This window comes from Nocardiopsis sp. iso_238, from assembly GCF_056173325.1.
Map to the genome: position 1 here is coordinate 306,309 of NZ_CM149668.1, position 21,758 is coordinate 328,066.

At 73.1% G+C, this 21,758-nt stretch carries 12 protein-coding genes and 1 pseudogene; 1 reads left to right on the top strand and 12 read right to left on the bottom strand.

Going from position 1 to position 21,758, the window contains the following annotated elements:
* Nucleotides 1-28 precede the first annotated feature (28 nt).
* The 3 genes from AC0VYL_RS01430 to AC0VYL_RS01440 all read right to left on the bottom strand — a co-directional run bounded on the left by AC0VYL_RS01430 (nt 29) and on the right by AC0VYL_RS01440 (nt 4,836).
* Nucleotides 29-2,083, bottom strand: coding sequence for a protein kinase domain-containing protein (locus AC0VYL_RS01430; RefSeq protein WP_475482084.1), 2,055 nt, complete (start codon nt 2,081-2,083; stop codon nt 29-31).
* Nucleotides 2,084-2,099: 16 nt separating this feature from the next.
* Nucleotides 2,100-4,151, bottom strand: coding sequence for a WD40 repeat domain-containing serine/threonine protein kinase (locus tag AC0VYL_RS01435; RefSeq protein WP_475482085.1), 2,052 nt, complete (start codon nt 4,149-4,151; stop codon nt 2,100-2,102).
* A 313-nt stretch (nt 4,152-4,464) separates the two neighbouring features.
* Complete coding sequence (locus AC0VYL_RS01440; protein WP_475458280.1) at nt 4,465-4,836, bottom strand: hypothetical protein; 372 nt, start codon at nt 4,834-4,836, stop codon at nt 4,465-4,467.
* Nucleotides 4,837-5,464: 628 nt separating this feature from the next.
* Here AC0VYL_RS01440 and AC0VYL_RS01445 point away from each other — a divergent pair.
* On the top strand, nt 5,465-6,706 hold the full coding sequence (locus AC0VYL_RS01445; RefSeq protein WP_475482086.1) for an MFS transporter: 1,242 nt from the start codon (nt 5,465-5,467) through the stop codon (nt 6,704-6,706).
* A 124-nt stretch (nt 6,707-6,830) separates the two neighbouring features.
* Here AC0VYL_RS01445 and AC0VYL_RS01450 read toward each other — a convergent pair whose 3' ends face one another.
* The 9 genes and pseudogenes from AC0VYL_RS01450 to AC0VYL_RS01490 all read right to left on the bottom strand — a co-directional run bounded on the left by AC0VYL_RS01450 (nt 6,831) and on the right by AC0VYL_RS01490 (nt 21,728).
* Nucleotides 6,831-8,648 carry an acyl-CoA dehydrogenase gene (locus AC0VYL_RS01450; RefSeq protein WP_475458284.1) on the bottom strand — a complete coding sequence of 606 codons (1,818 nt, stop codon included), beginning with the start codon at nt 8,646-8,648 and terminating at the stop codon, nt 6,831-6,833.
* Nucleotides 8,649-8,818: 170 nt separating this feature from the next.
* Nucleotides 8,819-10,507: a thiopeptide-type bacteriocin biosynthesis protein gene (locus AC0VYL_RS01455; protein WP_475482087.1), complete on the bottom strand. Its 1,689-nt coding sequence runs from the start codon at nt 10,505-10,507 to the stop codon at nt 8,819-8,821.
* Nucleotides 10,504-11,556 (bottom strand): annotated as a pseudogene (locus AC0VYL_RS01460) (hypothetical protein); the annotation flags it as partial. The gene AC0VYL_RS01455 and the pseudogene AC0VYL_RS01460, both read right to left, overlap by 4 nt.
* Before the next feature lie 833 nt (nt 11,557-12,389).
* Nucleotides 12,390-14,192 (bottom strand): YcaO-like family protein, encoded by a 1,803-nt coding sequence (locus tag AC0VYL_RS01465; protein WP_475482088.1) that lies wholly within the window; start codon nt 14,190-14,192, stop codon nt 12,390-12,392.
* Entirely contained in the window at nt 14,183-16,144 is a 1,962-nt protein-coding gene (locus AC0VYL_RS01470; RefSeq protein WP_475482089.1) for a hypothetical protein, read from the bottom strand. The genes AC0VYL_RS01465 and AC0VYL_RS01470 overlap by 10 nt, the downstream gene beginning before the upstream one ends.
* Nucleotides 16,137-17,285 carry a hypothetical protein gene (locus AC0VYL_RS01475; protein ID WP_475482090.1) on the bottom strand — a complete coding sequence of 383 codons (1,149 nt, stop codon included), beginning with the start codon at nt 17,283-17,285 and terminating at the stop codon, nt 16,137-16,139. The genes AC0VYL_RS01470 and AC0VYL_RS01475 overlap by 8 nt, the downstream gene beginning before the upstream one ends.
* Nucleotides 17,282-19,939, bottom strand: a complete 2,658-nt coding sequence (locus AC0VYL_RS01480; RefSeq protein ID WP_475482091.1) for a lantibiotic dehydratase — start codon at nt 19,937-19,939, stop codon at nt 17,282-17,284. The genes AC0VYL_RS01475 and AC0VYL_RS01480 overlap by 4 nt, the downstream gene beginning before the upstream one ends.
* On the bottom strand, nt 19,936-20,814 hold the full coding sequence (locus tag AC0VYL_RS01485; RefSeq protein WP_475458300.1) for an ABC transporter permease: 879 nt from the start codon (nt 20,812-20,814) through the stop codon (nt 19,936-19,938). The genes AC0VYL_RS01480 and AC0VYL_RS01485 overlap by 4 nt, the downstream gene beginning before the upstream one ends.
* Nucleotides 20,811-21,728 (bottom strand): ABC transporter ATP-binding protein, encoded by a 918-nt coding sequence (locus AC0VYL_RS01490; RefSeq protein ID WP_475458302.1) that lies wholly within the window; start codon nt 21,726-21,728, stop codon nt 20,811-20,813. Before AC0VYL_RS01490 ends, AC0VYL_RS01485 begins: the two co-directional genes overlap by 4 nt.
* Between the last annotated feature and the right edge of the window lie 30 nt (nt 21,729-21,758).

Consider the following 21,758-nt stretch of genomic DNA (forward strand, 5'->3'; position numbering starts at 1 on the left):
GCGGAGGGAGGGACGGGAGACCGGGAGCCTAGAGGCGGTCGATGATGCGCATCTCCTGGGGGTCCACGACCCACATCCCGTTGCCGGAGGAGGGGACGCCGATGATGACCTCGCCCTGGGGGTGCATGCTGATCTGCCAGAGGAAGCCCTCTCCGGACTCGGAGGTCAGCTCCTCGCCCGTGGAGTACTCCCAGATCCGCATGACCGCGTGCTCGGGGTCGTAGTCCGACGGGACGAAGGTGGCGTACACGCGGTCGGCCGCCACGCTGTACTCGACCTCGTGCAGCGCGAGCCCCTCCTCCAGTTCCTCGGTGACGAACGGGACGCTCTGGTCGGAGACCACGCTCTGGCCGCGCGCCCCCATCGCGTCGGGGTGGACCAGGGTCTCCTCGTCGGCGAAGCTCAGGGCCGAGGGGTCGGTGCCCGGGATCTCCTCGCCCGTGGCGACGCTCTCGCCGGTCGCGGTGTCCCAGACCGTCGTGCGTTCGAGGATGTCCTGGGCGGCGACGTACCCGCCGTCGGGGGAGACGGCGACCGAGATGACGGTGTTCCCGATGTCGGTGTAGGTGGTGGCCAGCTCCCCGGTCTCCAGGTCGTACTCCACGACGCCGGAGTCCACCTCGTAGTCCCCGTTGCCGACGACCAGCCGCGCGTTGTCCGGGGTGAAGGCGACCGCGCCCACCTGGTACCCCTCGGAGAGGACCGTCACCTCCCCGCTCTCCAGCGAGTACACGTACGCGCCGTCGTCGGCGGCGTAGGCGAGTTTGCAGCCGTCGGGGCTGAACACCGGGTGGCCGAACCCGGGCGCGATCTCGGCCTCGATGAGGGCGAGCTCCTCGTGTCCCCGCCAGTCCCACAGGGCCACCCCGCCGACCCCCGTGACCGCGAGCACCTCGCCGTCGTGGGAGAAGCCCGTGTAGAAGAGGCCGCTCTCGCCGTGGTTGGGCACGGTCATCTCGTCCTTGGCCGCCTCCGTGTACGCGGGGGCCAGGTGCTCGGAGGGGGAACAGACCTCCCGGTCCGGCACACCCGCCTCCTCCTCGGAGGCGGCACCCGGTCCGGACCCGATCAGACCGGCGTCCCGAGCGGCCCACACACCGATCCCGCCGACCATGGTCAGCGCCAGAGCGGCGGCGCCGACGATCAACAGGCGGCGCCCCATCGCGCCCCTGACGCCGCCCGCACCCGCCGAACGGACCGCGTTCCCGTACTCGTGGGCGACGCCGTCGATCCGGGCCGCGGCGGCCGGGGGCAGCCAGGCGGCGGACGACTCCGCCGGGGCGGTGGGACCGCCGAGCGCCTGGAGCACCTGGGCCGCGTTGGGCCTGCGGGCGGGGTCCTTCTCCAGACACGCCGTGATGACGCCGCGCAGCGACGCGGGGACGCCGTCGAGGTCGGGCTCCAGGTTGGCGATCCGGTAGAGCACCGCCGACGGATGGCCGTCGCCGAAGGGGCCGTCGCCGGTGAGGGCGTGGACCAGGACCCCGCCGAGCGCGAAGACGTCCGCGGCCGCCCCGGTCTCCCGCCCGTCGACGGTCTCGGGGGCCATGTACCCCGGGGTGCCGATGATCCTCTCCTCCTCGGCGCCCCGGGCGTCCTCCAACGCGCGGGCGATGCCGAAGTCGATCACCTGGGGGCCGGCGGCGGAGACCATGACGTTGCCGGGTTTGAGGTCGCGGTGGACCAGGCCCGTGGCGTGCACGCGCTCCAGGGCCTGGGCGATGCCGCGCCCCATGAACCGCACCGTGTCTTCGGGCAGCGGGCCGGTGTCCTGGACCAGGTCCTGGAGTGAGGGGCCCATGACGTACTCGGTGGCCAGCCACGGGGTCTGGCCCGAGGTGTCGGCGGCGAGCACCCGTGGCGTGTAGTTGCCGTGCACGCGCTGGGCGAGTTCGAGTTCGCGGGCGAACCTTTCGCGGAAACCGGGGTCGTAGGCGTACTCGGCCCGGACGACCTTCACGGCGGCGGGGGAACCTGAGGGGTCCAGGCCGAGGTAGACGCGTCCCATGCCACCGGAGCCGAGCAGGGCGACGACACGGTAGTGGCCGACCCGTCCGGGGTCGTTGGGGGAGGGGTGCTCCATGGTGCCTTCCGGGAGGTCAGCTCACCTCGGCGACGACGTTGAAGTCGGCGTCCAGGATGAGGATGGTGTAGACGCCGCCCTCGGGGTCGGAGGCGGTGGCGATGTGCTCGCCGTCGGGGTGGACCCCGACGGGAGGGTTGAGGACCAGGTTGTCGGGGGTGACGAGGTCGCCGCTGCGCGCGTCCCAGACGAACCCCGGTTCCTCGGCGTACTCAGAGGTGGCGCCGTAGACGAGGGAGCCGTCGACGGAGATCTGGACCTCGAAGAGCTCGTTGTTCCGCAGCCCGGGGTCCTCCAGGTCGCGGACCTCACCGGTCTCGATGTCCGCGACGCGGGCGCGGTCGCGGTCCGTGACCATGGCCAGGGTCCTGCCGTCCCCGGCCAGGGAGACCTGGTAGTAGTCGGAGCCCTCGAACCGCTGGAGCTCCTCCCCGGTCTCGGGGTCCCAGACGAGGACGCCGACATGGGTCTCGTAGCCGCGTTCGGCGACCACGCCGACCAGGGCCGAGTCGTCCGGTGTGTAGAACAGGTCCGTCAGCATGCCCTCGATGGGGAACTCGCTCAGGACCTCCCCGTCCCGGACGTCCCACACCTGGATGTGCGGCTCGCCCTCCACGGTGCCGTCGTCGGAGCTGAGCGTGGCGACGCGGCCGCCGTCGGAGGTGAGCGCGGGCATGTCGAACTGGCCCCGCTCCTCGTCCTCGTCGTTGCCGATCACCGCGATCCGGTTGTCGCTGCCGCCGTCCCACACCTCGACGTAGTCGGTGGTGGTGCCCGCCGCGAACCCGTTGGGGGTGATCATGGCGCCGGTCGGGGTGGGGGTGTAGTGGTCGACCGACACACCCTCCCGCCAGTCCCAGCTGGAGAGCGTGTTGGAGCCGAAGACGTGCATCCGCTCGCCGTCCTCGGAGAAGTCGATGTTGTAGAGGAAGCCCTGGAGGGCGAGCTCACCGAGTTCGTCCATCTCGTCCCGTGCCTCGTCCCCCTCGCCGTCCCCGTCGGCGGGAGGCGCGTCGGCGGTGTCCCCGGAAGGCCCGTCCGAGCCCAGGGGGAGGGCGTTCAGCGCCAGGGCGCCGCCGCCGACCAGGACGAGGGCCGCGGCGGCCGCACCCGCGACCAGGGCGGCCCGACCGCGCCGCCTCCCCCTCTCCGGGGCGGGCGGCCGCGGGGGCTCGGCCTCCTCGGCCCGCCGGGTCTCACTCGCCTTGGCGCTGATCTGCCGGTGGACCTGGGAGGGCAGCCAACCGTGTTCGGCGGACGGCAACGGGAGGGCGGAGACCTCCCGCAGGATCGTGTCGGCGTCCGGGCGTCCTGCCGGGTCCTTGGCGAAGCAGCGGGCCAGCAGGTCCCGCAGCGGGCCCTCGGCCACGGCCTCCAGGCGGGGCTCGCCCTTCATGACCCTGCTGAGGGTGCTGACCGGGCTGCCCTGACCGAACGGCGGCCTGCCGCTGGCGGCGAAGAGCACCGCTCCCGCCAGGGAGAAGACGTCGGCGCTCGGGGACACGTTCCGCCCGGTGATCTGCTCCGGTGACGTGTAGGCCGGGGTTCCGAAGGTCTGTCCGGTGCGCGTGAGGACGGTGCCCTCGACGGCGCGGGCGATGCCGAAGTCGATCACCTGGGGGCCGCGTGGCGACAGCAGGATGTTGCTGGGCTTGAGGTCGCGGTGCATGAGCCCCGCCGTGTGGATGGTGGACAGCGCGCGGGCCAGGCCCAGGACCAGCACCCGCAGGGACTCCTCGGGGAAGGGGCCGTTCTCCCGGACCGCCTCCTTGAGCGTGGGGCCGGGCACGTACTCGGTGGCCATCCACGGTGCGGGGGCCTCGGGGTCGGCGTCGACCACCGCCGGGGTGAAGGGGCCGCGCACGCGCTGCGCGGTGCGGACCTCGCGGGCGAACCGGGCGCGGAACTGGCTGTCGTGGGCCAGGTCCGCCTTGACCACCTTCAGGGCGCAGAGGTGCCCGTCGGGGGTCCGCGCCAGGTACACCTTGCCCATACCGCCGGCGCCGAGACGGGCGAGGAGCCGGTGGGGGCCGATGGCGTTCGGGTCGTCGGAGGCGAGGGGCTGCACCGCGGCGGGGTCCTAACTGCGTGCGACCGCCGCGCGCTGGAGTCAGGGGTTACGGCAGGTCCGGGGCGACCGAGGGGTCGGTGTACCCCGCCAATGTAGCTGGTTCACGACAAACCACCCAGGCTCGTGGCCTGATCCGGTCGGTGGCACGGCGAACCGGGGCGGCCGCGGGGCGCGTTAGGGGTGGTGTGGGACGACGACGGCGGGACGACGGCGGGACGACGACGGAGCGGGCACGCGTGTGGGCGCCGTCGTCGTGGCGCAAGGGGGCGCGGGCGTCGCGCGCGCGGGAGGAAGTGGGACCCGGGTGGCGTCAGGCGGCGACCGGCTGGCGGTGCGTGTAGTAGTGCGCGGGCTCCGGGACCTGTGCGAACGGGTTCAGGAGGGCGGCGGCGCCGACGGGGTCGCTCGCGGGGTGCGAGATCGTGCCGCCCTGGAAGAGGTCGTTCCAGAAGAAGCGGCCGTCGCGACACCAGACGTTGACGTCGCGCATGACGGAGGCGACGGCCATCTCGGAGGTGCCGGACCAGTAGAGGGGACGGGAGGCGACCGAGGCGAGCTCGCCCAGCAGAGCCGTGATCGCGCGCTCCGCGCAGAACGCGTGGCGGGGCTTGTGCTTGATTCGTCTGGCGAGGGCCGACTTCGCCCGGGAGGCCCGGGGATTGTTCAGGCGCCAGTGACTCAAGGTCGTCTCCAGTGTGTGTCGGGATACCGCGGGTGTGCTGACCTGTGTGCTTGTGGCGACCACGTCGCCGCGGCGTGAGTTCCGTTCACCTCGCCGTCGTCCGGCGTTGGTGACATCCCTCCGCGAAGTTGGCGAGGTCCGAACGGTGTCGTTACCTCGTAGTTATTCTTCGCGCTCCGGATGCTAGCAGTAACTGACCCCTCGTAGTCGAGGCTTCTTTGAGTGACGCATCTCACAGTTAACAACTGAGTATGGACCTGTTTAAAGCAGAAACGTGCAGTTCAGATGGGGTTTTTCGGACTGCTGTACCTGTGGTGATTTTGCGCAGAAGAGGCCGTAGTCCCGTCCTGGTTGTCGTGGGTCTCACCCAGTTTGGGAACCCTTGGCGCACTCACGATGACTCAGGGTGACAACGCGTGCGTTGCCGGGTCTTTGCCGTTCCTTGCCGAGTCCGCATCCCCGTCCTCGGGGGATGTTCCTGTCCGTGTTGCGTGCCTGGTCACCCCGGTGTGGTGAGCGTTCGACGGCCTGGAGGACACTGGAAGGCGGTGCAAACGAGGAGAGAAGCAGCTAAGTGACGCATACCCAGACATCCGGTGACAGGGCATCCGCAACAGGACGAGTTTCCATGGAGCCGGTGGGTGGTGCACGGGCCTGGCTGGTATGGGGTGTCGCGGTCGCCGGCTACTTCCTCGCCATGCTGCACCGCAACGGGCTCGGCGTGGCGGCGCTGGAGGCGCAGAGCCGGTTCGACGTCGGTCCGGCGCTCCTCTCCCTCCTGCCGATGCTCCAGCTCCTGGTGTACGTCGTCCTCCAGGTGCCCGCCGGACTCCTGGCCGACCGGCTCGGCCCCCGGTACACGCTCGTCATGGGCATGATCGCGATGGCCGTCGGCTCCTGCCTGTTCGCGCTGGCGCCGGGGATCGAACTGGCCGTGGCCGGACGGTTCCTCATCGGTCTCGGTGACGCACTCGTGTTCCTCAACGTCATCCGGCTCGCCGCCCTGTGGTTCCCGCGCTCGCGCTACGCCCTGGTCAGCGGTCTGACCGGGGTGGTCGGCGGCACCGGCCAGGTGGCCAGCGCGGCCCCGCTCGCCTGGGCGCTGGACGGCGTCGGCTGGGAGGCGGCCTTCCTCGCCACCACCGGGGTCACGGTGCTCATGGCCCTGATGGTGCTCCTGGTGGTGCGGGACCGCCCCGTCGGCGCCGCCGGACGGTCCACGGTCGCCGACCCCATCTCCGTGTGGGAGGCGCTCAGGGAGGCGCTGAGGGCGGACGGCCCCCGGATCGGGATGGCCCACCACGCGGCGGTCATGGCGCCGTTCACGATGATGATGGTGCTGTGGGGCTACCCCTTCCTCGTGGGAGGCCTGGGGCTGTCCGAGGGCTCCGCGGCCCTCACCCTCACCGGTCTGGCCGCCGGTGCGCTGTGGCTGGCCCCGCTCGCCGGCGTGCTCGTCGGTCGCTGGCCGGGGGTGAGGGTGTACTTCGCCCTGGCCCTGAGCGGCACCCTGACGATCGGCTGGCTGCTCCTGGTGGCCTGGCCCGGCGGCGTCCCCGTGGCCGTGGGCGTCGCGGTGCTGGCCGTGAGTGCCCTCGGGCAGGTCATGGCGCCCACGGTCTCCTTCGACTTCGCCCGCGACGGCATCCCGGCCAGCCGGACCGGCGTCGCCTCGGGCCTGGTCAACATGAGCGGCTTCACCACCGCCGTGATCTGCACGGTCGCGGCCGGGGCCATCCTCCAGGCCCTGCCGGAGGAGCCCACCTCCTACCAGTGGGCCTTCACCCCGATGGCCGTCGCCACCTTCCTCTCCACCTGCGTGCTGGCCGTGTTCATCCGCCGCCGGGCCCGCACGGCCGCCCCGCAGTAGGAGGCCGCCGCCCACCAGTAAGGGGGAGAGGCCCCCTCCCGGGCCCCGGAACGGCCCCGGGAACGGCGAAGGGGCGGGACGATCGCTCGTCCCGCCCCTCAGGCGCTGATGACCCTCCGGAAGGCTAGAAGGCCTCCTCGGGGACCTCCATGAGACCCAGGTTCACGGTCTGGGCGATCTTCAGCTCGGACTCCACGCGCGGCAGGAACTGCTCGGCGAAGAAGCGCGCGGCGGCGATCTTGCCGGTGTAGAAGTTCCGGTCGTCGTCGCTGGCGCCGTCGATGCTGTTGAGCGCGATCTCGGCCTGGCGGAGCAGCAGCCAGGCGAGGACCACGTCACCGAAGGCGAAGAGCAGGCGGACGGAGTTGAGGCCGACCTTGTACAGCTCGCGGCTGTCCTCGGCGGAGCCCATCGCGTGGCCGACCATGAGCTCGACGATCTTCTCGACCTGGCCCAGGGCGGCGAGCAGGAGCTTGCGCTCCTCCTTGAGCTGACCGTTGCCCGCGTCGCTCTCCGCGAACGCCTTGATCTCGGCGGACAGCGTGCCGATGGCCTGGCCACCGTTCTTCACGATCTTGCGGAAGAAGAAGTCCTGGGCCTGGATGGCCGTGGTGCCCTCGTACAGCGTGTCGATCTTCGCGTCACGGATGTACTGCTCGATCGGGTACTCCTGGAGGAACCCGGAACCGCCGAGGGTCTGGAGGGACTCCGCGAGCAGCGCGTAGGAGCGCTCCGAACCCACACCCTTGACGATGGGCAGCAGGAGGTCGTTCATCGCCTCCAGCGCGGTGGCGTCCTCGCCCTTGGAGTGGGCGATCTGGATGGCGTCCTGCTGGGTGGCGGTGAAGATGACCAGCGAACGCATGGCCTCCACGTACGCCTTCTGCGTCATGAGGCTGCGACGCACGTCCGGGTGGTGCGTGATGGTGACCTTCGGGGAGTCCTTGGCCCCGGCGAGGTCGTTGCCCTGCACGCGGTTCTTCGCGTACTCCAGGGCGTTCAGGTACCCCGTGGACAGGGTGGCGATCGCCTTCGTCCCGACCATCATGCGCGCGTACTCGATGACGAGGAACATCTGGCGGATGCCGTCGTGCTTGTCACCGACGAGGTAACCGATGGCGGGGTGCTTGTCGCCGAAGGTCAGCTCACAGGTGGTGGAGGCCTTCAGGCCCATCTTGTGCTCGACGTTGGTGACGTAGGCGCCGTTGCGCTCGCCGAGCGAACCGTCCTCGTTCACCAGGAACTTCGGCACGAGGTAGAGCGAGAGGCCCTTGGTGCCGGGGCCGGCGCCCTCGGGGCGGGCCAGCACCAGGTGGAAGATGTTCTCGGTCATGTCCTGCTCGGCCGAGGTGATGAAGCGCTTCACGCCCTCGATGTGCCAGGTGCCGTCGCCCTGGTCGGTGGCCTTGGTGCGGCCCGCGCCGACGTCCGAACCGGCGTCCGGCTCGGTGAGCACCATGGTGGCGCCCCAGCCGTTCTCGATGGCCTGCTCCGCGAACTTCTTCTGCGCCTCGTTGCCCTCGGAGTGCAGGATGCTGGCGAAGCCGGGACCGGCGGAGTACATGTGGATGGACGGGTTCGAGCCCAGGATCAGCTCGGCGGCGGACCACACCAGGGAGCGGGGGGCGCCGAGGCCGCCGAGCTCCTGGGGCAGGTCGAGGTTGTACCAGCCAGCGTCCATGTAGGCCTGGTAGGACTTCTTCAGGCTCTCGGGGAGTGCGACGGTGTTGGTCTTGGGGTCGAAGACCGGCGGGTTGCGGTCGGCGTCCTCGAAGGACTCCGCGATGACACCGGTGGCGAGACGGTTGATCTCGTCCAGGATGGTGCGCGCGGTCTCCTCGTCCAGCTCCTCGAAGGGGCCGTCGCCCAGTACGTCCTGGCGTCGGAACAGCTCGAAGAGGTTGAACTCGATGTCGCGCAGGTTGCTCTTGTAATGCGTCATGGACAGCTCCGCTGTGTCCCTGGCCGCGGTGTCTGTACACGCGGATCTACCGACTAGTAACAAGCCAATGTTACTACCCAGTAGAACAAGATGCCAGTGAGGGTAGACACTTGTCTCCCCACGGCCAGGTAAAGCGATCGTCCGTCCAGTTCGCAAGTGGTCCCTGTGGCTCAGGTGCCCACCGGGAGCAGGGTCAGCACCGTCCGGTCCACCCCGTCCAGGTGTAGCAGCGCGTTGGCCGCGTCGTCCGCGAACCCCGAGACCACGAGCGAGCGCAGGCCCAGGGCGGCCGCGCACAGGGACAGGTTCTGCGCCACGTGCCCGCACTCCTGGAGCAGCAGCCGCAGCGCCCGCTGCCCGTAACCCTGGCGGAGCCGACCGAGATCGCCCACCAGGAACACGAGGGCGCCCACCGTGGACGCCGTCACCCCGGGGCGTCCGTCGGCGTGTTCACGCAGGAACGGGGAGAGCTCGGTCAGCCGGTCGGTCTCCGGGACCCCGTCCGCCCTCAGCAGCCGGTGGCCCTCGGGGAGGTAGCGGTAGACCCCCGGTTCCAGGTCCGCCACGTGCCGCGCCACCACCCAGACCTCCGTGGCGTAGGCCGCCCCGGGTGAGGGATGGGTCCGCGGCGGCGCGTGGCGGCCGGGCTGGTCGGCGCGGACCCGGCTGATCCCGGCGCCGTGGCCGAGCAGCGCGGAGAGGTCGGCCAGTTCCAGGCGGGAGCCGTAGTCACCGTGGTCGCTGTTGCGCTCGGCCAGCACCTGCCCGAGGGAGGCGGTGAGCGGGGCGGGCGCGGGGAGCGGGACCGAGGGCGCCGCCGAGGCCCCCTCGCGCACCCCCTCCGGCGGCACCTCGCGGGGGAGGTGGTCCCCGGCCATGGTGTCCGGGCGGTACTTGCCGGCCTCCAGGAAGGTGCGGTCAGGGGAGCTCACGCCGGGGTCGAAGTAGTCACCCGGCGGCTCCCAGCGGGGGTAGGCCAGCGAGAGCAGCCAGGCGATCCGGCGTTCGTCGTCGATGTCCAGTCCGAGCCGGTTGTGCGTCATGTGCAGCAGAGACCAGACGATCCGGTCCAGCCCGTTGGCCAGCCCCTCCTCCGCGTCGATCCGGCGCAGACGCGCGACGGTCTCCCGCAGCCCCCGGTCCCACAGGTGGTGGGTGGAGGCCCCGCCACCTGCCACCAGCCGCTCCACCTGCGGGCGCCGCTGCAACCACCGGGCGGGCGCCGAGTGGAACAGCCGCTCGGCCTCGGCGCGTGCCTGGGTGCCGCCGCGCGCGACCTCGGCCGAGTAGTCCCAGGTGGCGTAGTACCCGCGCGCCTGCCGGACCGCTGTCACGTCGTCGAAGCCCAGCGCCCCGAAGGCCAGGGAGGTGAGGTCGGCCGCCACCACCTGGCGTTGGTGCTGGTGGGGCGCGGACCGGAGCACGGCCAGCGCGATGCGCGTGCTCACGACGAAGAAGTCCTCGCACGCCTCCAGGGCGCGCGGGCCGCCGTACCGCTCGGTCTCGGGCTCGTACACCGCCTCCGTGACCTCGCCGTCGGCGTACCAGCGGGCGGGGTCGGCCTGGGGGAGGTCGGCGTAGTAGGCCTCGCTGTCCAGGTCCAGGGCGGCCGCCGAGGTCTCCTTGGCCAGCGCGCGCATACGCTCGGCGAACTCCGCGACGGCGTCGGGCCCGGCGTCCAGGAACCGGACGCGCAGGTGCGGCCCGCCGTCCCAGTAGCGGAGGAAGAACCAGGAGGCGGCGCGCCCCGAGGAGACCATCCGCTCCGCCTCGGGGGCCAGGTGGTCCAGGAGGAAGGCGTCGATGTCGGCGCGGCCGCGGTGCAGGTAGACGTACACGGCGGACCAGGTGCGGGTCATGGGGTCTCCGGGGCGGCGTCGACGGGGGTGTCCAGGTAGGTGCCGCGTTCGGCGCGCACCCACAGCTGGTAGGCGGGGGTGTGGTCGGGGTCCAGGCCCAGGACGAAGGCCCAGTCGGCCTCCGCGTAGTTGCGCATGGGGCGGGCGCACAGGTCGGTGGCGGCGGCACCGAGGCACCCCCACTGGGCGATCCATCCGAGGAGCGTGTGCAGGACGGTCTCGGCGTGGTCCGGGCCCAGGGCGTGCGCCCAGGCGGGGAAGTCCACGGTCAGGGTGTGGCCGAGGGTGGCGGAGAAGTTGGTCTCGCCGGTGCGGGGGACGGGACGCGCGGGCCCCGCGGAACCGTCGGGGCGGAGTTCGCGCACGACCCGGTCGTCCACCCGGTCGTCCTCCAGCGTGTGCTGGAACAGCCGCAGGGAGTGGGGACGGGGAAGGACCTCGTGGACGGCCGCGAGCGCTCGCACCAGGCCGGAGGTGATCGTGGCTCCCTGCTCGGGGCTGACGTACACGCTGGTCACCAGGTTGGCCGTGGAGACCCCGCTGGTCCGCTCGTCCAGCCAGCGCCGCAGGGTACGGCCCGCCGGGGCGACGGAGGCCGCCACCCGGGCGGTGGCCTCGGGGGAGAGGGACACCCCGTTTCCGGGGCCGTCTCCGTTCTTGTTCGCGTTCCTGCTCCCGCTTCTGCTCCCGTCCCCGTTTCCGACTCCGGAGCCGGTGGCGGGGGCCGGGCCGTCCAGGGTGACGGCGGCGACGGGGGTCATGCCCGGGGGGAGGAGCGGGGCCGCCGCCGCGCAGGCCGGGTGCGCCGGGTCGGGGTGGGTGCGGGGTCGCAGACCGGCCCGGGTGAGGGTCAGACCGAGGGTGGCCAGGAGGTGACCGGCTTCCAAGCGGGCAAGCGAGGGCCGGAGCCGACCGTACTCGGGCGGGTACCGGTGCTGGTCCACCGCCACCACCAGGCGGGCCCCTTCCAGGTCCGAGGGGACCGCCGGACCCCCGACCGGTTGCAGGGCGTGCGACTGCGGGTCGATCCGCAGGCACCACGTGGGGCCCCCGGGGGTGGTGGGGCCTCCGTGCGTGGTGGGGCCTCCAGAGGAAGTGGGGTCCCCGGGCTTTGTGGGACGGCCGGGTGTGGTGGGGTCCCCGGGGGTGTTGGGATCTCCGTGCGTGGTGGGGTCTCCGGGTGGTGTGGGGCCCCCGGGGGGTGTGGGACCGCCAGGTGTGGTGGGGTCCCCGGGGGTGTTGGGGTCTCCGGGTGTGGTGGGGTCTCCGGGTGGTGTGGGGCGGCCGGGTGTGGTGGGGTCCCCGGGGGTGTTGGGATCTCCGGGTGTGGTGGGGTCCCAGGGGGTGTTGGGATCTCCGGGTGTGGTGGGGTCCCCGGGGGTGTTGGGGCCTCCGGGTGTGGTGGGGTCCCCGGGGGTGTTGGGGCCTCCGGGTGTGGTGGGGTCCCCGGGGGTGTTGGGGCCTCCGTGCGTGGTGGGGTCCCAGGGGGTGTTGGGGTCTCCGGGTGGTGTGGGATCTCCGTGCGTGGTGGGACCTCCCGGCGCCACGAGGAAGAGGTCGGCCCCGAACAGGCCCCGGGGGGAGGGGTAGGCCCGGTGCACCGGATACCGGTCGGCGGCCGAGATCCGGCGGACCCGGACGGCCTCCACGCACGCGGCGAGCAGACGCTGCGCGGACGACCAGCCGCCGCCGAGCGCGGTCGCGGCGGCGTCGAGGTCGCGCAGCGGCCCCAGCGCGGGTGTCGGAGGGCGCAGCTGCCCGGGGACCGGCCGGGCCAGCCCGTTCGACGGCCCGTCCCCGAAGAACAGCGTCTCGACCTGGGAGACGTCCTTGTCATGGGACTGCGCGTGGAAGTGCGCGAGCGCGTCCTCGTACCCGTCCCTCAGGGGAACGGGTGCGGAACCGGGTACGTCCTGCCGGGCGCTTCCCATGGAACCCCTCCCTCGAACAGCGCGGACGCCCGGGTCAGCCGCTCCAGGGAGCGGGTCCGGCGGTGGGTGTGGCCGAAGGTCATCGGCAGGGCCCCGGGCACGATCACCTTGACCGCCCGGGTGCCGGAGGCCGCCGTGTACGGGGCGCTGCTCTGGTCCACGACCACCACGTCCAGGCCGAGCCCGTGCACTGCCGCGAGGCGGTCGCGCAGCACCGAGGCGAGGTCGGTTCCGGCGAACGAGGGGGACCGCCCGGCGGTGAGCCGGTCCAGGGGCACGCTCCCGCCGGGGTGTTCCAGGAACTCCCACATCGGGCGGGCCTCCCACAGTCCGTGCAGGCCGGTGTGGTCCTCCAGGGTGCGGACGAGGGTGGGGTCGTCGAGCATGGGCCGACACCGCTCCACCGACACGGACGGGCGCATCCGCACCCACTTCGGGTACATCAGCGCGTTGGTCGCCGTCTCCTCCACCGCCGCCATGAGCGCGCGGCGCGGGTCGAGGTGGGTGCCGGTGGCCAGGCTGAGCGCGGGCGCGCGTCCCTCGCGGACCGCCTCCTCCGGGGCGGTGACCGTCGCCAGGACGGTCGGTATCCCCAGGTCGGAGGTGAGGTCGAACAGGCGCAGGGTGAGGCCGCGCTCGGTCAGCAGGTCCCTGAGGTGCGCGAGGTCGGGGTCGTCGGCCCCCTCGATCAGCCGCAGCCGGGTGCGCGAGTACCAGGCGAGCAGGAACGCGTCCCGCTCCACCACCTCGAACAACCCGTACAGGACGGCCTCCGCGAACGTCCCGCCCACGGCGCAGCCGTTGGACGACTCGTAGAGGAACCGCTCCTCGGGGCGGCCCGCGTGCCAGTACGCGACGTGTTCGGGGACCAGGACCCGGCGCCGCTCGCGGGTGGACCAGCCCCACACCCAGGTGGTGGGGGTGCGGGGGGTGTAGGGCACGGGTGCGAACGTGGGGTGTCCGTACCACTCGGGTTCGTGCTGGCCCAGGCGGGCGGGGTCGACGGCGTCGTCGGCGACGGCCGCGTAGGAGCCGTGGACGGTGGCGGCGCCGTTCAGCCGCCGCCCGCCGGTCACCCGTTCCACCCCTTCGAGGAAGGCGGGGACCTCGCTGGCGGTGAAGCGGGTGGAGCGCCCGTACCCGCCCTCGCGGGACGCGTGCCCGGGTGCGACGGTCTCGCAGGTCATGAGGGCCAGGGGGGACTCCTCGTCGCGGTAGACGTGCGCGACGGGACCGAACCGGAAGTCCAGCAGCCGGTCGCGGAGGACGTCGCGGTCCATGGCGCGGGTGCGCAGGGCGTCGCCCACGGCGGGCAGCGGATCGGTGAGGTCGAGGGTGTCGCCCGGCTCCGTGACCCCGAGGCCGTGACCGTCCGGGAAGCAGTGTCCGCAGGAGGGGTGGGGGACGAGGCCGTGCCGGGTCACCTCCCCGGTGCGGCAGTCCAGCACGACCATGCGAAGGCGCAGGTCGACCGGGTCGGTGGTGGCGGTCAGCGCGGCGAACGCGTCGGCCCACAGCGTGAGGAGGTCGTCCGGAGGCGGCGGGGAGGTGTCCGGTTCGCCCTCCACGTCCGAGCGCCAGAGTCCGGCGCACCGCGCGCAGCCCGTGGCCCCGTCCGGGGTCCACGGGCCGAGGACGGCCAGGGCACCGCTCATCGCGGAGTGCAGGAGCCCGCTGCCGACGCGCACGGTGTGCGGCCGGTCGAGGGTGGCACCGACGGGGGAGAGGCCGTCGAGGTCGGGGGTCAGGTCCACGCGGCCACCGCCGAGTGCACCCCGAGGTCGCGCCAGGTGTCGGCGCCGCCGGGCGCCTCCACCCGCACGGCACCGGTCTCCAGGGCCCACCGCGCCAGCGCCGGTGTGCCGGTGGCGGCGGGCGGAAGGACCGCGTCGGGGGCCTCGTCGGCCAACCGCACGCGCGCGACCGCGTGGAGGAGTGCCTCCTCCACGCAGGTGGAGGGGTCGGGCGCGGCGCCCGTGCCCAGCGGCCCTCCGTCCGAGGCCACACGGGCCCGCCACACACCGGTGCCGTCCAGCTCCTGGAGGGTGAGCTCGGCCGCGACCCCGAACCGCAGGGTGAGCGCGGCCCAGAGTCGGCGGGCGGTCGGGGAGGGGGACGGGGTGTCCACGTCCTTCCAGCGGGCGTCGGGTTCGCGGAGGACGAGGTCGCCCACGGCCGCGCCGATCGCCGCGGCCTGGGTCAGCCCGGTCCCGAGTCCGCAGGTGGATGCCGGACCCCCGGGTGGGCGGCCCGCGTCCGCGCGGCCCGCCTCGGGACGGCCACCCGCGTCGGGCGCGTCAGCGAGCCCCGCGCGTGCTCCCGGGGTCTCCCGTCCGAGTGCGTCCCCGGCGTGTGCCCCGGGTCCACCCGGTCCTGACTCCTCCCACACCTCGTGCAGGGCGTTCTCGTGGTCGGGCACGGCGGTCGACCCGAGTCCGGCCCGGTGTTCGACCCCGCCAGCACGGTGTCCCGTACCGCCCGCCGCGGAGCCCGTCGCGGTCGTCCCATCGGTCGTTCCCGTGGTCCCGCTCGTGGTCCGGGGGTCGGTTCCACCATCAGTGGGACCGGTGGTTCCGCGGGTGTCCCACGCGACCTCGTTCAGAGCGTTGACCAGGGCGCTCTCCCGAGCGAGCGCGGTGGTCAGCCCGTGTCCCGCGTGCCTCCCCGACCTGGCCAGGCCGACCGGCAGCTGGGACAGGTTCCCAGGTGCGGGTGGGGCGACCGGACCGAACACGCGGTCCCACAGGTGCGTCACGGCGTCCAGGCGGTCGGGGACCTCCAGCGGCTCGGCTGGTGCGAACCCCTCGGGCGCCGTCTCCGGCAGCGGCAGGCGAACGCGCGGGTCCAGCGGTTCCGTGACGAGCAGGGTGTGGGGCTCGCTGACCAGCTCGTCGGTGGTCACCATGAACTCGGGGCCCGGTCCCGGCGCCGAGGTCACCCCGGGGGCGGACACCCCGCGCGCCACCTGGGCCACCAGGGCCAGGGCCAGCTGGGCGGCGACCAGGCTCCGGGTCACCCCCAGCGCGGCGGCGTCCGGTTCCCGGTGGTCCGGATCGCCCTCCCTTCCGGCGAACCAGGCGCGCAACCGCCCCGACAGGTCCGGGGTGCCCGGACGGTCGCGCGGCCCGGTCAGCCAGAGGCCGTCACCAGCGGCGACGACGTGTTCGGCCTCGGCCGCTCCCCCGTTCGGGGAGAGCCGGGCAGTCAGCAGGACCGGTGCCTCGGGCATCGGCCCGGTGTCCGCGTGCACCTCCCCGAACCCCGCGCGGGCCAGCGCCCGCCGTACCGCCGCCTCCAACAGCGGGCACGAGGAGCGGACCCGGACCGCACTCGTGCGCAGCGCGGCCAGTGCGGCGTACGGCCGGTGGGTCACCGACTCCAGGTGCGGGTAGGCGGCCCGTTCGGCCTCCGTGAGGGAGGCGGGTTCGGGTTCGAGGTCGCGGAGGAACCGGTGCTCCTCCAACTGGTCGAGGATGCCCGCCAGGAACGGCCGCCCCGCCTCGGGGAAGCGTTCCAGCAGGTCGGAGCGGTGGAATCCGGCGCGGAGGGCGGGTTCCAGGGCCCGCCACACGGTGTCGGCCCGGGAGCCCCGGACGACGACGGCGGTGGCGCCCATGCTGAGCGCCACCCCCTCCGACGCGAGCGATCGGGCGCGGACGGCGCTCTTGAGCCGCGCCGCCGGGGTGGTCGCGGTGGTGTCAGGCATCGCCCACCCACGGAAGGGTCGGCCGCAGCGCCGGGTCCGCGCTCTGGTGGTCGACGACCCGGCGGACGGTCTCCTCCCAGCCCTCGCCCACCACCTCCTGCGCGGCCTCGGTGAACAGGTACGCCACCGAGTAGCGCTGGACGGGGGCGACCCCCATCAGCGGCAGCAGGTCGAAGAAGCAGTTGATGAGGAACCGGAAGGCCGCGAACCCGTACCCGTCTCCGAGCCGGGTGAAGTCGAGCTTGCGGAACTCCCGGTGGAAGTCGCTGTACGAACGGTCGTCGGAACCGCTCCAGCGCACCCGCACGTCGTCACCGAACTTCGCCGCCTGCTCCTGCCGCTCCGGATGCGGGAACGGCAGGATGTGGTCCCGGCGGGCCAGCGCGACCGCCTCGGGCAGCCACCGGTCGGCCCACTCGCCCCAGGCCAGCGCGTACGGGTCCGCGCCGTCGCGCTCGTGGACCGCGCGCAGGGACGCCACGAGTCCCTCGCGCTGCCGCCGGTAGGCGGTGGCCAGCCGTTCCTGCGCCGCCCCCTGCGGGTCGGACCAGTGGAAGTACTCCTTCCAGTGCGACAGGAAGGCCTGGTAGCCGGAGCGCAGGCCCCACTCGGGGTAGCGCGTCGCGATCGCGCCCATCCCGGCGAAGACGTTGGCGGAGACCGCCCGTTCGCCGCCGCGCCCGCCCGCCTGGTCGGCCACACGGGAGAGGCCGTCGGTGAGGACCCGCCCCTTGAGCGCGACCGCCTCGGGGCCGCGCAGGAACGTGTCCACCGGGTCGCCCGCCAGGCGCCGCGTGCCGTTGTCCGGCTCGATCGGCGCGTAGGGGCCCTCCACCAGCTCCAGCCGTCCCATGCGCTGGGAGAACGCCTCGTACTGGACGGGGTCCAGCCTTCGCCGCGAGGGCTGGCGGCCCAGGAAGGCGCGGACCCCCTCCTCGGCCTGGGCCAGGGCTGCCTCCACCGCCGCCGGGTCGCCGTCCGCGTAGAGCACGCAGTGCGGGCCGAGCCGCCAGTGCAGGTGCAGCCACGCGGCGGTGACGCCCTCACGGGCGGCGGCCGTGCGCGCGGCGGGTACGAGACAGTCTCCGAGCAGGGCGCTCTTGTCGCTGTCGTGGTAGTTGACTCTGAGTCCGACGGTCAAGGGGTCAGCCTCGCTTCGCCTGGGGGATGGGAAGGGGGAGCGGGGGCGGTGCCCGCCGCGCGCGGCACCGTGGAGAGTTCGAGGAACAGCTCGCTGGCGTGCGCACCGGCCGGGCCGTGCACACGGAGGTGGTCCGGGCCGGGGAACATCTCCTCCACCAGGAGCGCCGGGCCCAGGTGGGCCAGGCGTTTGGCGGCGGTGCCGGTGTGCAGCCTGCTCAGGAAGTCCACGTGCTGGGGCTTGGGTGCCATGGCGCGTTCCAGCGGACCGAGCCTGCCCCCCTGGAGCGGGCGGACGAACACCTGCTCGGGGATGCCCCGGAGCTCGCGGTCCACGTTCAGCCGTCGGTGCAGTCGGGCGGGGGACTCCTCCGGCCGGGGGGAGAGGTCGGCGGTGTCCATGCCCCACCTGCGGCGGAACAGGGTGAGCGCACCGAACCCGATCCGGGGTGTCCCGCCCCGGAACCCGCGCCGGGTCCAGCGGTCGTGGAGGTCGATGGTGAGGTCAGCGAAGGAGAAGAACGGCGAGTCCGCGACCATCGCCACGAGCATCTCGTCGTAGGGCAGCGCGTGCGGCACGAGGAATCCGGTGTAGACGGGGTCGATCTCGCGCCCGCCGTCCCGGACCAGGCGCAGCCCGTGCGGGGTGTGCACCAGGGTGAGGTCCAGGGTGGAGGGGCCGGGCACCAGGGTGGGTTCGTCGCGCAGCGCCAGTTCCTCGTCGGCCAGCGCCGGTGACAGGTTCGCGTTGAACCCCAGCGCCGACCGCATGTGCACGGTGTCGGCCTCCGCCGGGCCCAGCCGCCGCACGTGGTCCGCGACCCGGTCCCGGACCTCCTCCGGCAGGTGACCGAGGAACCGGCTGAAGTAGCGGGCCCGGCCGCCGTAGAGGTGGTTGACCACCAGCCCGTCCGGGACGGCCTGGCCGAACACCGCGAAGGAGCGCCGGGCGGCGAACTCCCGGTCCGGCAGCATCGCCGCGACCTCGTCCACCACCGCCGGGTCCACCTCCACCCGGTCCCCGCCGGAGCGGCCGAGTTCCACCAGGTGGTCCACCGCGCGCCGACGCGCGGCCAGCACCCGGGTGAGCTCCGGGTCGGCCCCGGCCAGGGCGGCGGGGTCACCGCCCATGAGCTCCTGGGTCAGGGGGAAGGCCGCCCGCGCGTGCTGGGCGAACCCCTCCAGGTCGGAGCAGCGCCCGCCCCGGCCGTAGCGGGACACGAACACCTGCTCCAGGGCGCCCGAGAGCACCCGCTGGTCGTCCAGGGCGAACAGCAGCGGCATGAGTCGTCCGAGGTCGGCCGACCACGTGCGGGTGCGCTCCCGTTCCACGGGGACGCCCCGGGAGACCAGGCAGTCCTCCACCACGGGTGAGGTGGCCGAGCCCTCCACCCCGACCGCCGCCGACCACAGGTGTTGCAGCCTCAGCACGTCACCGGCGCGACCGGCCCCGTCGGAGTCAGCGAACCCGGCCAGCACCGTCTCGGTCTCCGCGAAGGCGGTCGCGACCCGTGCCGCCGCCTCGCCGGGCAGGGAGCGGGCCAGCCGGTGCCAGTGCCGCGTGAAGTCGGGGGACTGCTCGGGCACGGGCGACCACGGCACCAGGACGCCCACCCCGATGAGCTGGTCCAGCACGCCCAGCGCCCGGTCCGCGCCGCAGCCGAGGTCGGCGGCGACCGCGTCGCGCAGCGCGGCCAACCGCGCCGGTGCGGCCGCGCGCTTCTCCAGGACGGTGACGAGGCGGTCCCAGCTCCCGGTCATGGGCAGCCGGACCTCCTCCTCACCGAAGGCCTCCGCGCGCAGCCCGGGGGAGGGCGGCGCCCACCGGCGGCGGCGCACGACCAGGCGTTCTCCCTGGTCGGTCACCTCGCGCCGGGCCCCGCCGGTGAGCACCCACTCCAGGCCCAGACGCGCCTCGGGGTCGGCGGCCAGGGCCCGCGCCGCCTGCCGGGGGAGCAGGCGGCGGAGCGCGGCGTGCGAGGTGAGGGTCAGGGGTCGGTCGGCCTCCTCCGAGGCCCCGGCCTCCTCGGCCTCCAGGGGGGAGAAGTGCACGGCGGTGTACAGCGAGTACGGGCTGACCTTGACCGTGGAGCGCGAGAAGTACCGGACCAGGGCGGCCTCGGCCTTGCGCATCCGCTTGTCGGGGGCGCCGTCCCTGGCGGCGCGGGCGGCCACCGCCCGGTGCAGGTCCGGGCTGGACAGCGCGGTGGCCCGGTCCACCCCGGGGTCGCGGGCCCACGCGGTCAGGGCCGCGCGCTCGGCCGTGAGCGCGGGCTCGTGTTCGGCGTCGACCAGGGCGGCCGCGGCACGCGTCTCCCGCCAGAGGTCCGCCCACGCGCCCAGGAGGGGGACCTCACGGGTGACGGGGTGGTCGTACAGGTCCTCCCGGGGAGGGCGGCGGTTGAACACGGCGCGCTTGGCGGCCAGCGCCGCGCTCCGGTGGGCGCCCAGCTCGGGCGCGGCCCGGTGCAGGGCCTCCAGCAGTCGTTCGCGCAGCTCCTCGCGTTCGCGTTCGAGCCGGGCGAGGGAGCGCAGCAGGGGCGCGGTCGGGGCCGCGCCGCGCAGCTGCCGGTGGGGGTGGGGGTTGACCCTGGAGACCAGGTAGGGACCCTCCACGACCTCGAAGGACCGTGAGGGTGCGTCGGGAGTGTTCAAGCCCCGGTCCCCTCCGGTGCCGTGACCTCGTCCTTCTCCTTGCGCTTGGACGAACCGAACCCGCGCGGCTCCCGCTCGGAGGCCCACCGGAACCAGCGCAGCGCGGCCACGGTGCCCAGCAGCGACCACGCCAGCAGCAGCGCCACCGCGGACCAGTCCCACACGGGACCGGACTCGGACAGGGCGCCCTGGACGAGGAGGGTCAGCGGTCGGCCCGGAAGCAGGTCGACGACGGCGCCCACGGTGTCGCCCAGCGGGAGGACGACGAACCCGCCCGCGAGGAAGGCGGTCGGGAAGAAGATGCCGTTCACCATGGGTACGGCGGCGTCGGCGTTCGGCGGCAGCAGGGAGGCGGCGGCGCCCAGCGGGGCCATGCACAGGAAGCCGAGCAGCAGTGCGGCCAGCAGTTGGGGGAGACGCGCCGGGTCGATGGTCACGCCCATGCCGAGTAGGCCGATCGCGGTCACCACACCCAGCACGATCACGGCGGTGAGCAGCGTGTTCACCAGGTAGGCGCCCATCACCGTGGCCGGGCTGACCGGGGTGGTGCGGAAGCGCTTGAACAGCCCGTGGTGACGGCGGATCGCCAGTCCGATGGCGACGTTGGCGAAGGCCACGGACATCAGCGCGAAGCCGAGGATGCCGCCGAAGCTCAGGTTGGCCTGGGTGACCTCGTGTTCGCCCACGAGCCGGATCTCGTCCGCCTGGGAGCGGAAGGCCAGCCCGAAGCCCACGTAGAACATCACCGGCATGAGCACGATGAACGCCAGGGTGATGGGCGAGCGCCAGAACTCCTTGAGCTCGCCGTCCACGTGCAGCCAGAAGGAGGACGGGCGGCGGGTGCTCCGCGCGCGTTCGGTTCCCGTGACGCTCATTCGCTCTTCTCCGCTTCCAGCACGCCGTTCTCCAACATCGCCACGTACGCGTCGTCCAGGCTGGGCGGCACGATCGTGAGGCCGCTGATCCGCGTCCCCTCGTCCCGGGCCCAGGCCTGCACCCGCTCCACCACCGCGTCCTGGTCGTCGGTCAGGATGCGCACCCTGCCGTTGACCAGCTCGGCCCCCTCGGGCAGGCGGTCGTCCGTCCCCTCGGGGCGGGCGAACTCCACCACCGTGTACGCCGCCGAGCCCCGGACGAGGTCGTCGGGGCTGCCGGAGGCTATGAAGGAACCGTCGCGGATGACGTCCACGCGGTCCGCGAGCTCCTGGACCTCGGTGAGGTCGTGGGAGGTCAGCACCACGGTCGTGCCGCTCTCACGCAACCCCGCCACCAGCCCGCGGATGCGGCGGCGCGAGACGGGGTCCAGCCCCGTGGTGGGTTCGTCGAGGAAGAGCAGTTCGGGGCGGCCGGTCAGCGCGAGGGCGAGGTCGAGACGGCGGCGCTGGCCGTCGGAGAGTGACTTGACCAGGGCGGACCGCTTCTCCGTGAGTTCCACCTGGGCGAGGGCGTCGTCCACGTCGAGCGGGTCCGGGTAGTAGGAGGCGTGGCGGCGCAGGATGTCGCGGACCGACAGCCCCGGTTCCAGCATGGTCTGTTGCAGAACCACGCTCATGCGTGTGCGGAGCCGGGCGAAGTCACGGCGGTTCCCGGGGTCGAGGCCGAGCACCTCCACCCGGCCCGAGGTGCGTCCCCGGTGCCCCTCCAGGATCTCGATCAGCGTCGTCTTGCCCGCCCCGTTGGGGCCGAGCAGCGCGGCGATCTGTCCGGCGGGCACTTGGTAGGAGATGCCGTGGAGCACCTCTCCCTTCCCGTAGTCCTTGGTGATGTCCGTGGCGTCGATCGCGTACACGTGCGGCCCTCGTCGTGCTTCTTCTGGGGG

Coding starts and splice junctions, on each gene's coding strand:
- AC0VYL_RS01445 (WP_475482086.1), top strand. CDS start 5,465: ATGGAGCCGGTGGGTGGTGCACGGGCCTGGCTGGTATGGGGTGTCGCG.
- AC0VYL_RS01430 (WP_475482084.1), bottom strand. CDS start 2,083: ATGGAGCACCCCTCCCCCAACGACCCCGGACGGGTCGGCCACTACCGT.
- AC0VYL_RS01485 (WP_475458300.1), bottom strand. CDS start 20,814: ATGAGCGTCACGGGAACCGAACGCGCGCGGAGCACCCGCCGCCCGTCC.
- AC0VYL_RS01470 (WP_475482089.1), bottom strand. CDS start 16,144: ATGCCTGACACCACCGCGACCACCCCGGCGGCGCGGCTCAAGAGCGCC.
- AC0VYL_RS01450 (WP_475458284.1), bottom strand. CDS start 8,648: ATGACGCATTACAAGAGCAACCTGCGCGACATCGAGTTCAACCTCTTC.
- AC0VYL_RS01455 (WP_475482087.1), bottom strand. CDS start 10,507: ATGACCCGCACCTGGTCCGCCGTGTACGTCTACCTGCACCGCGGCCGC.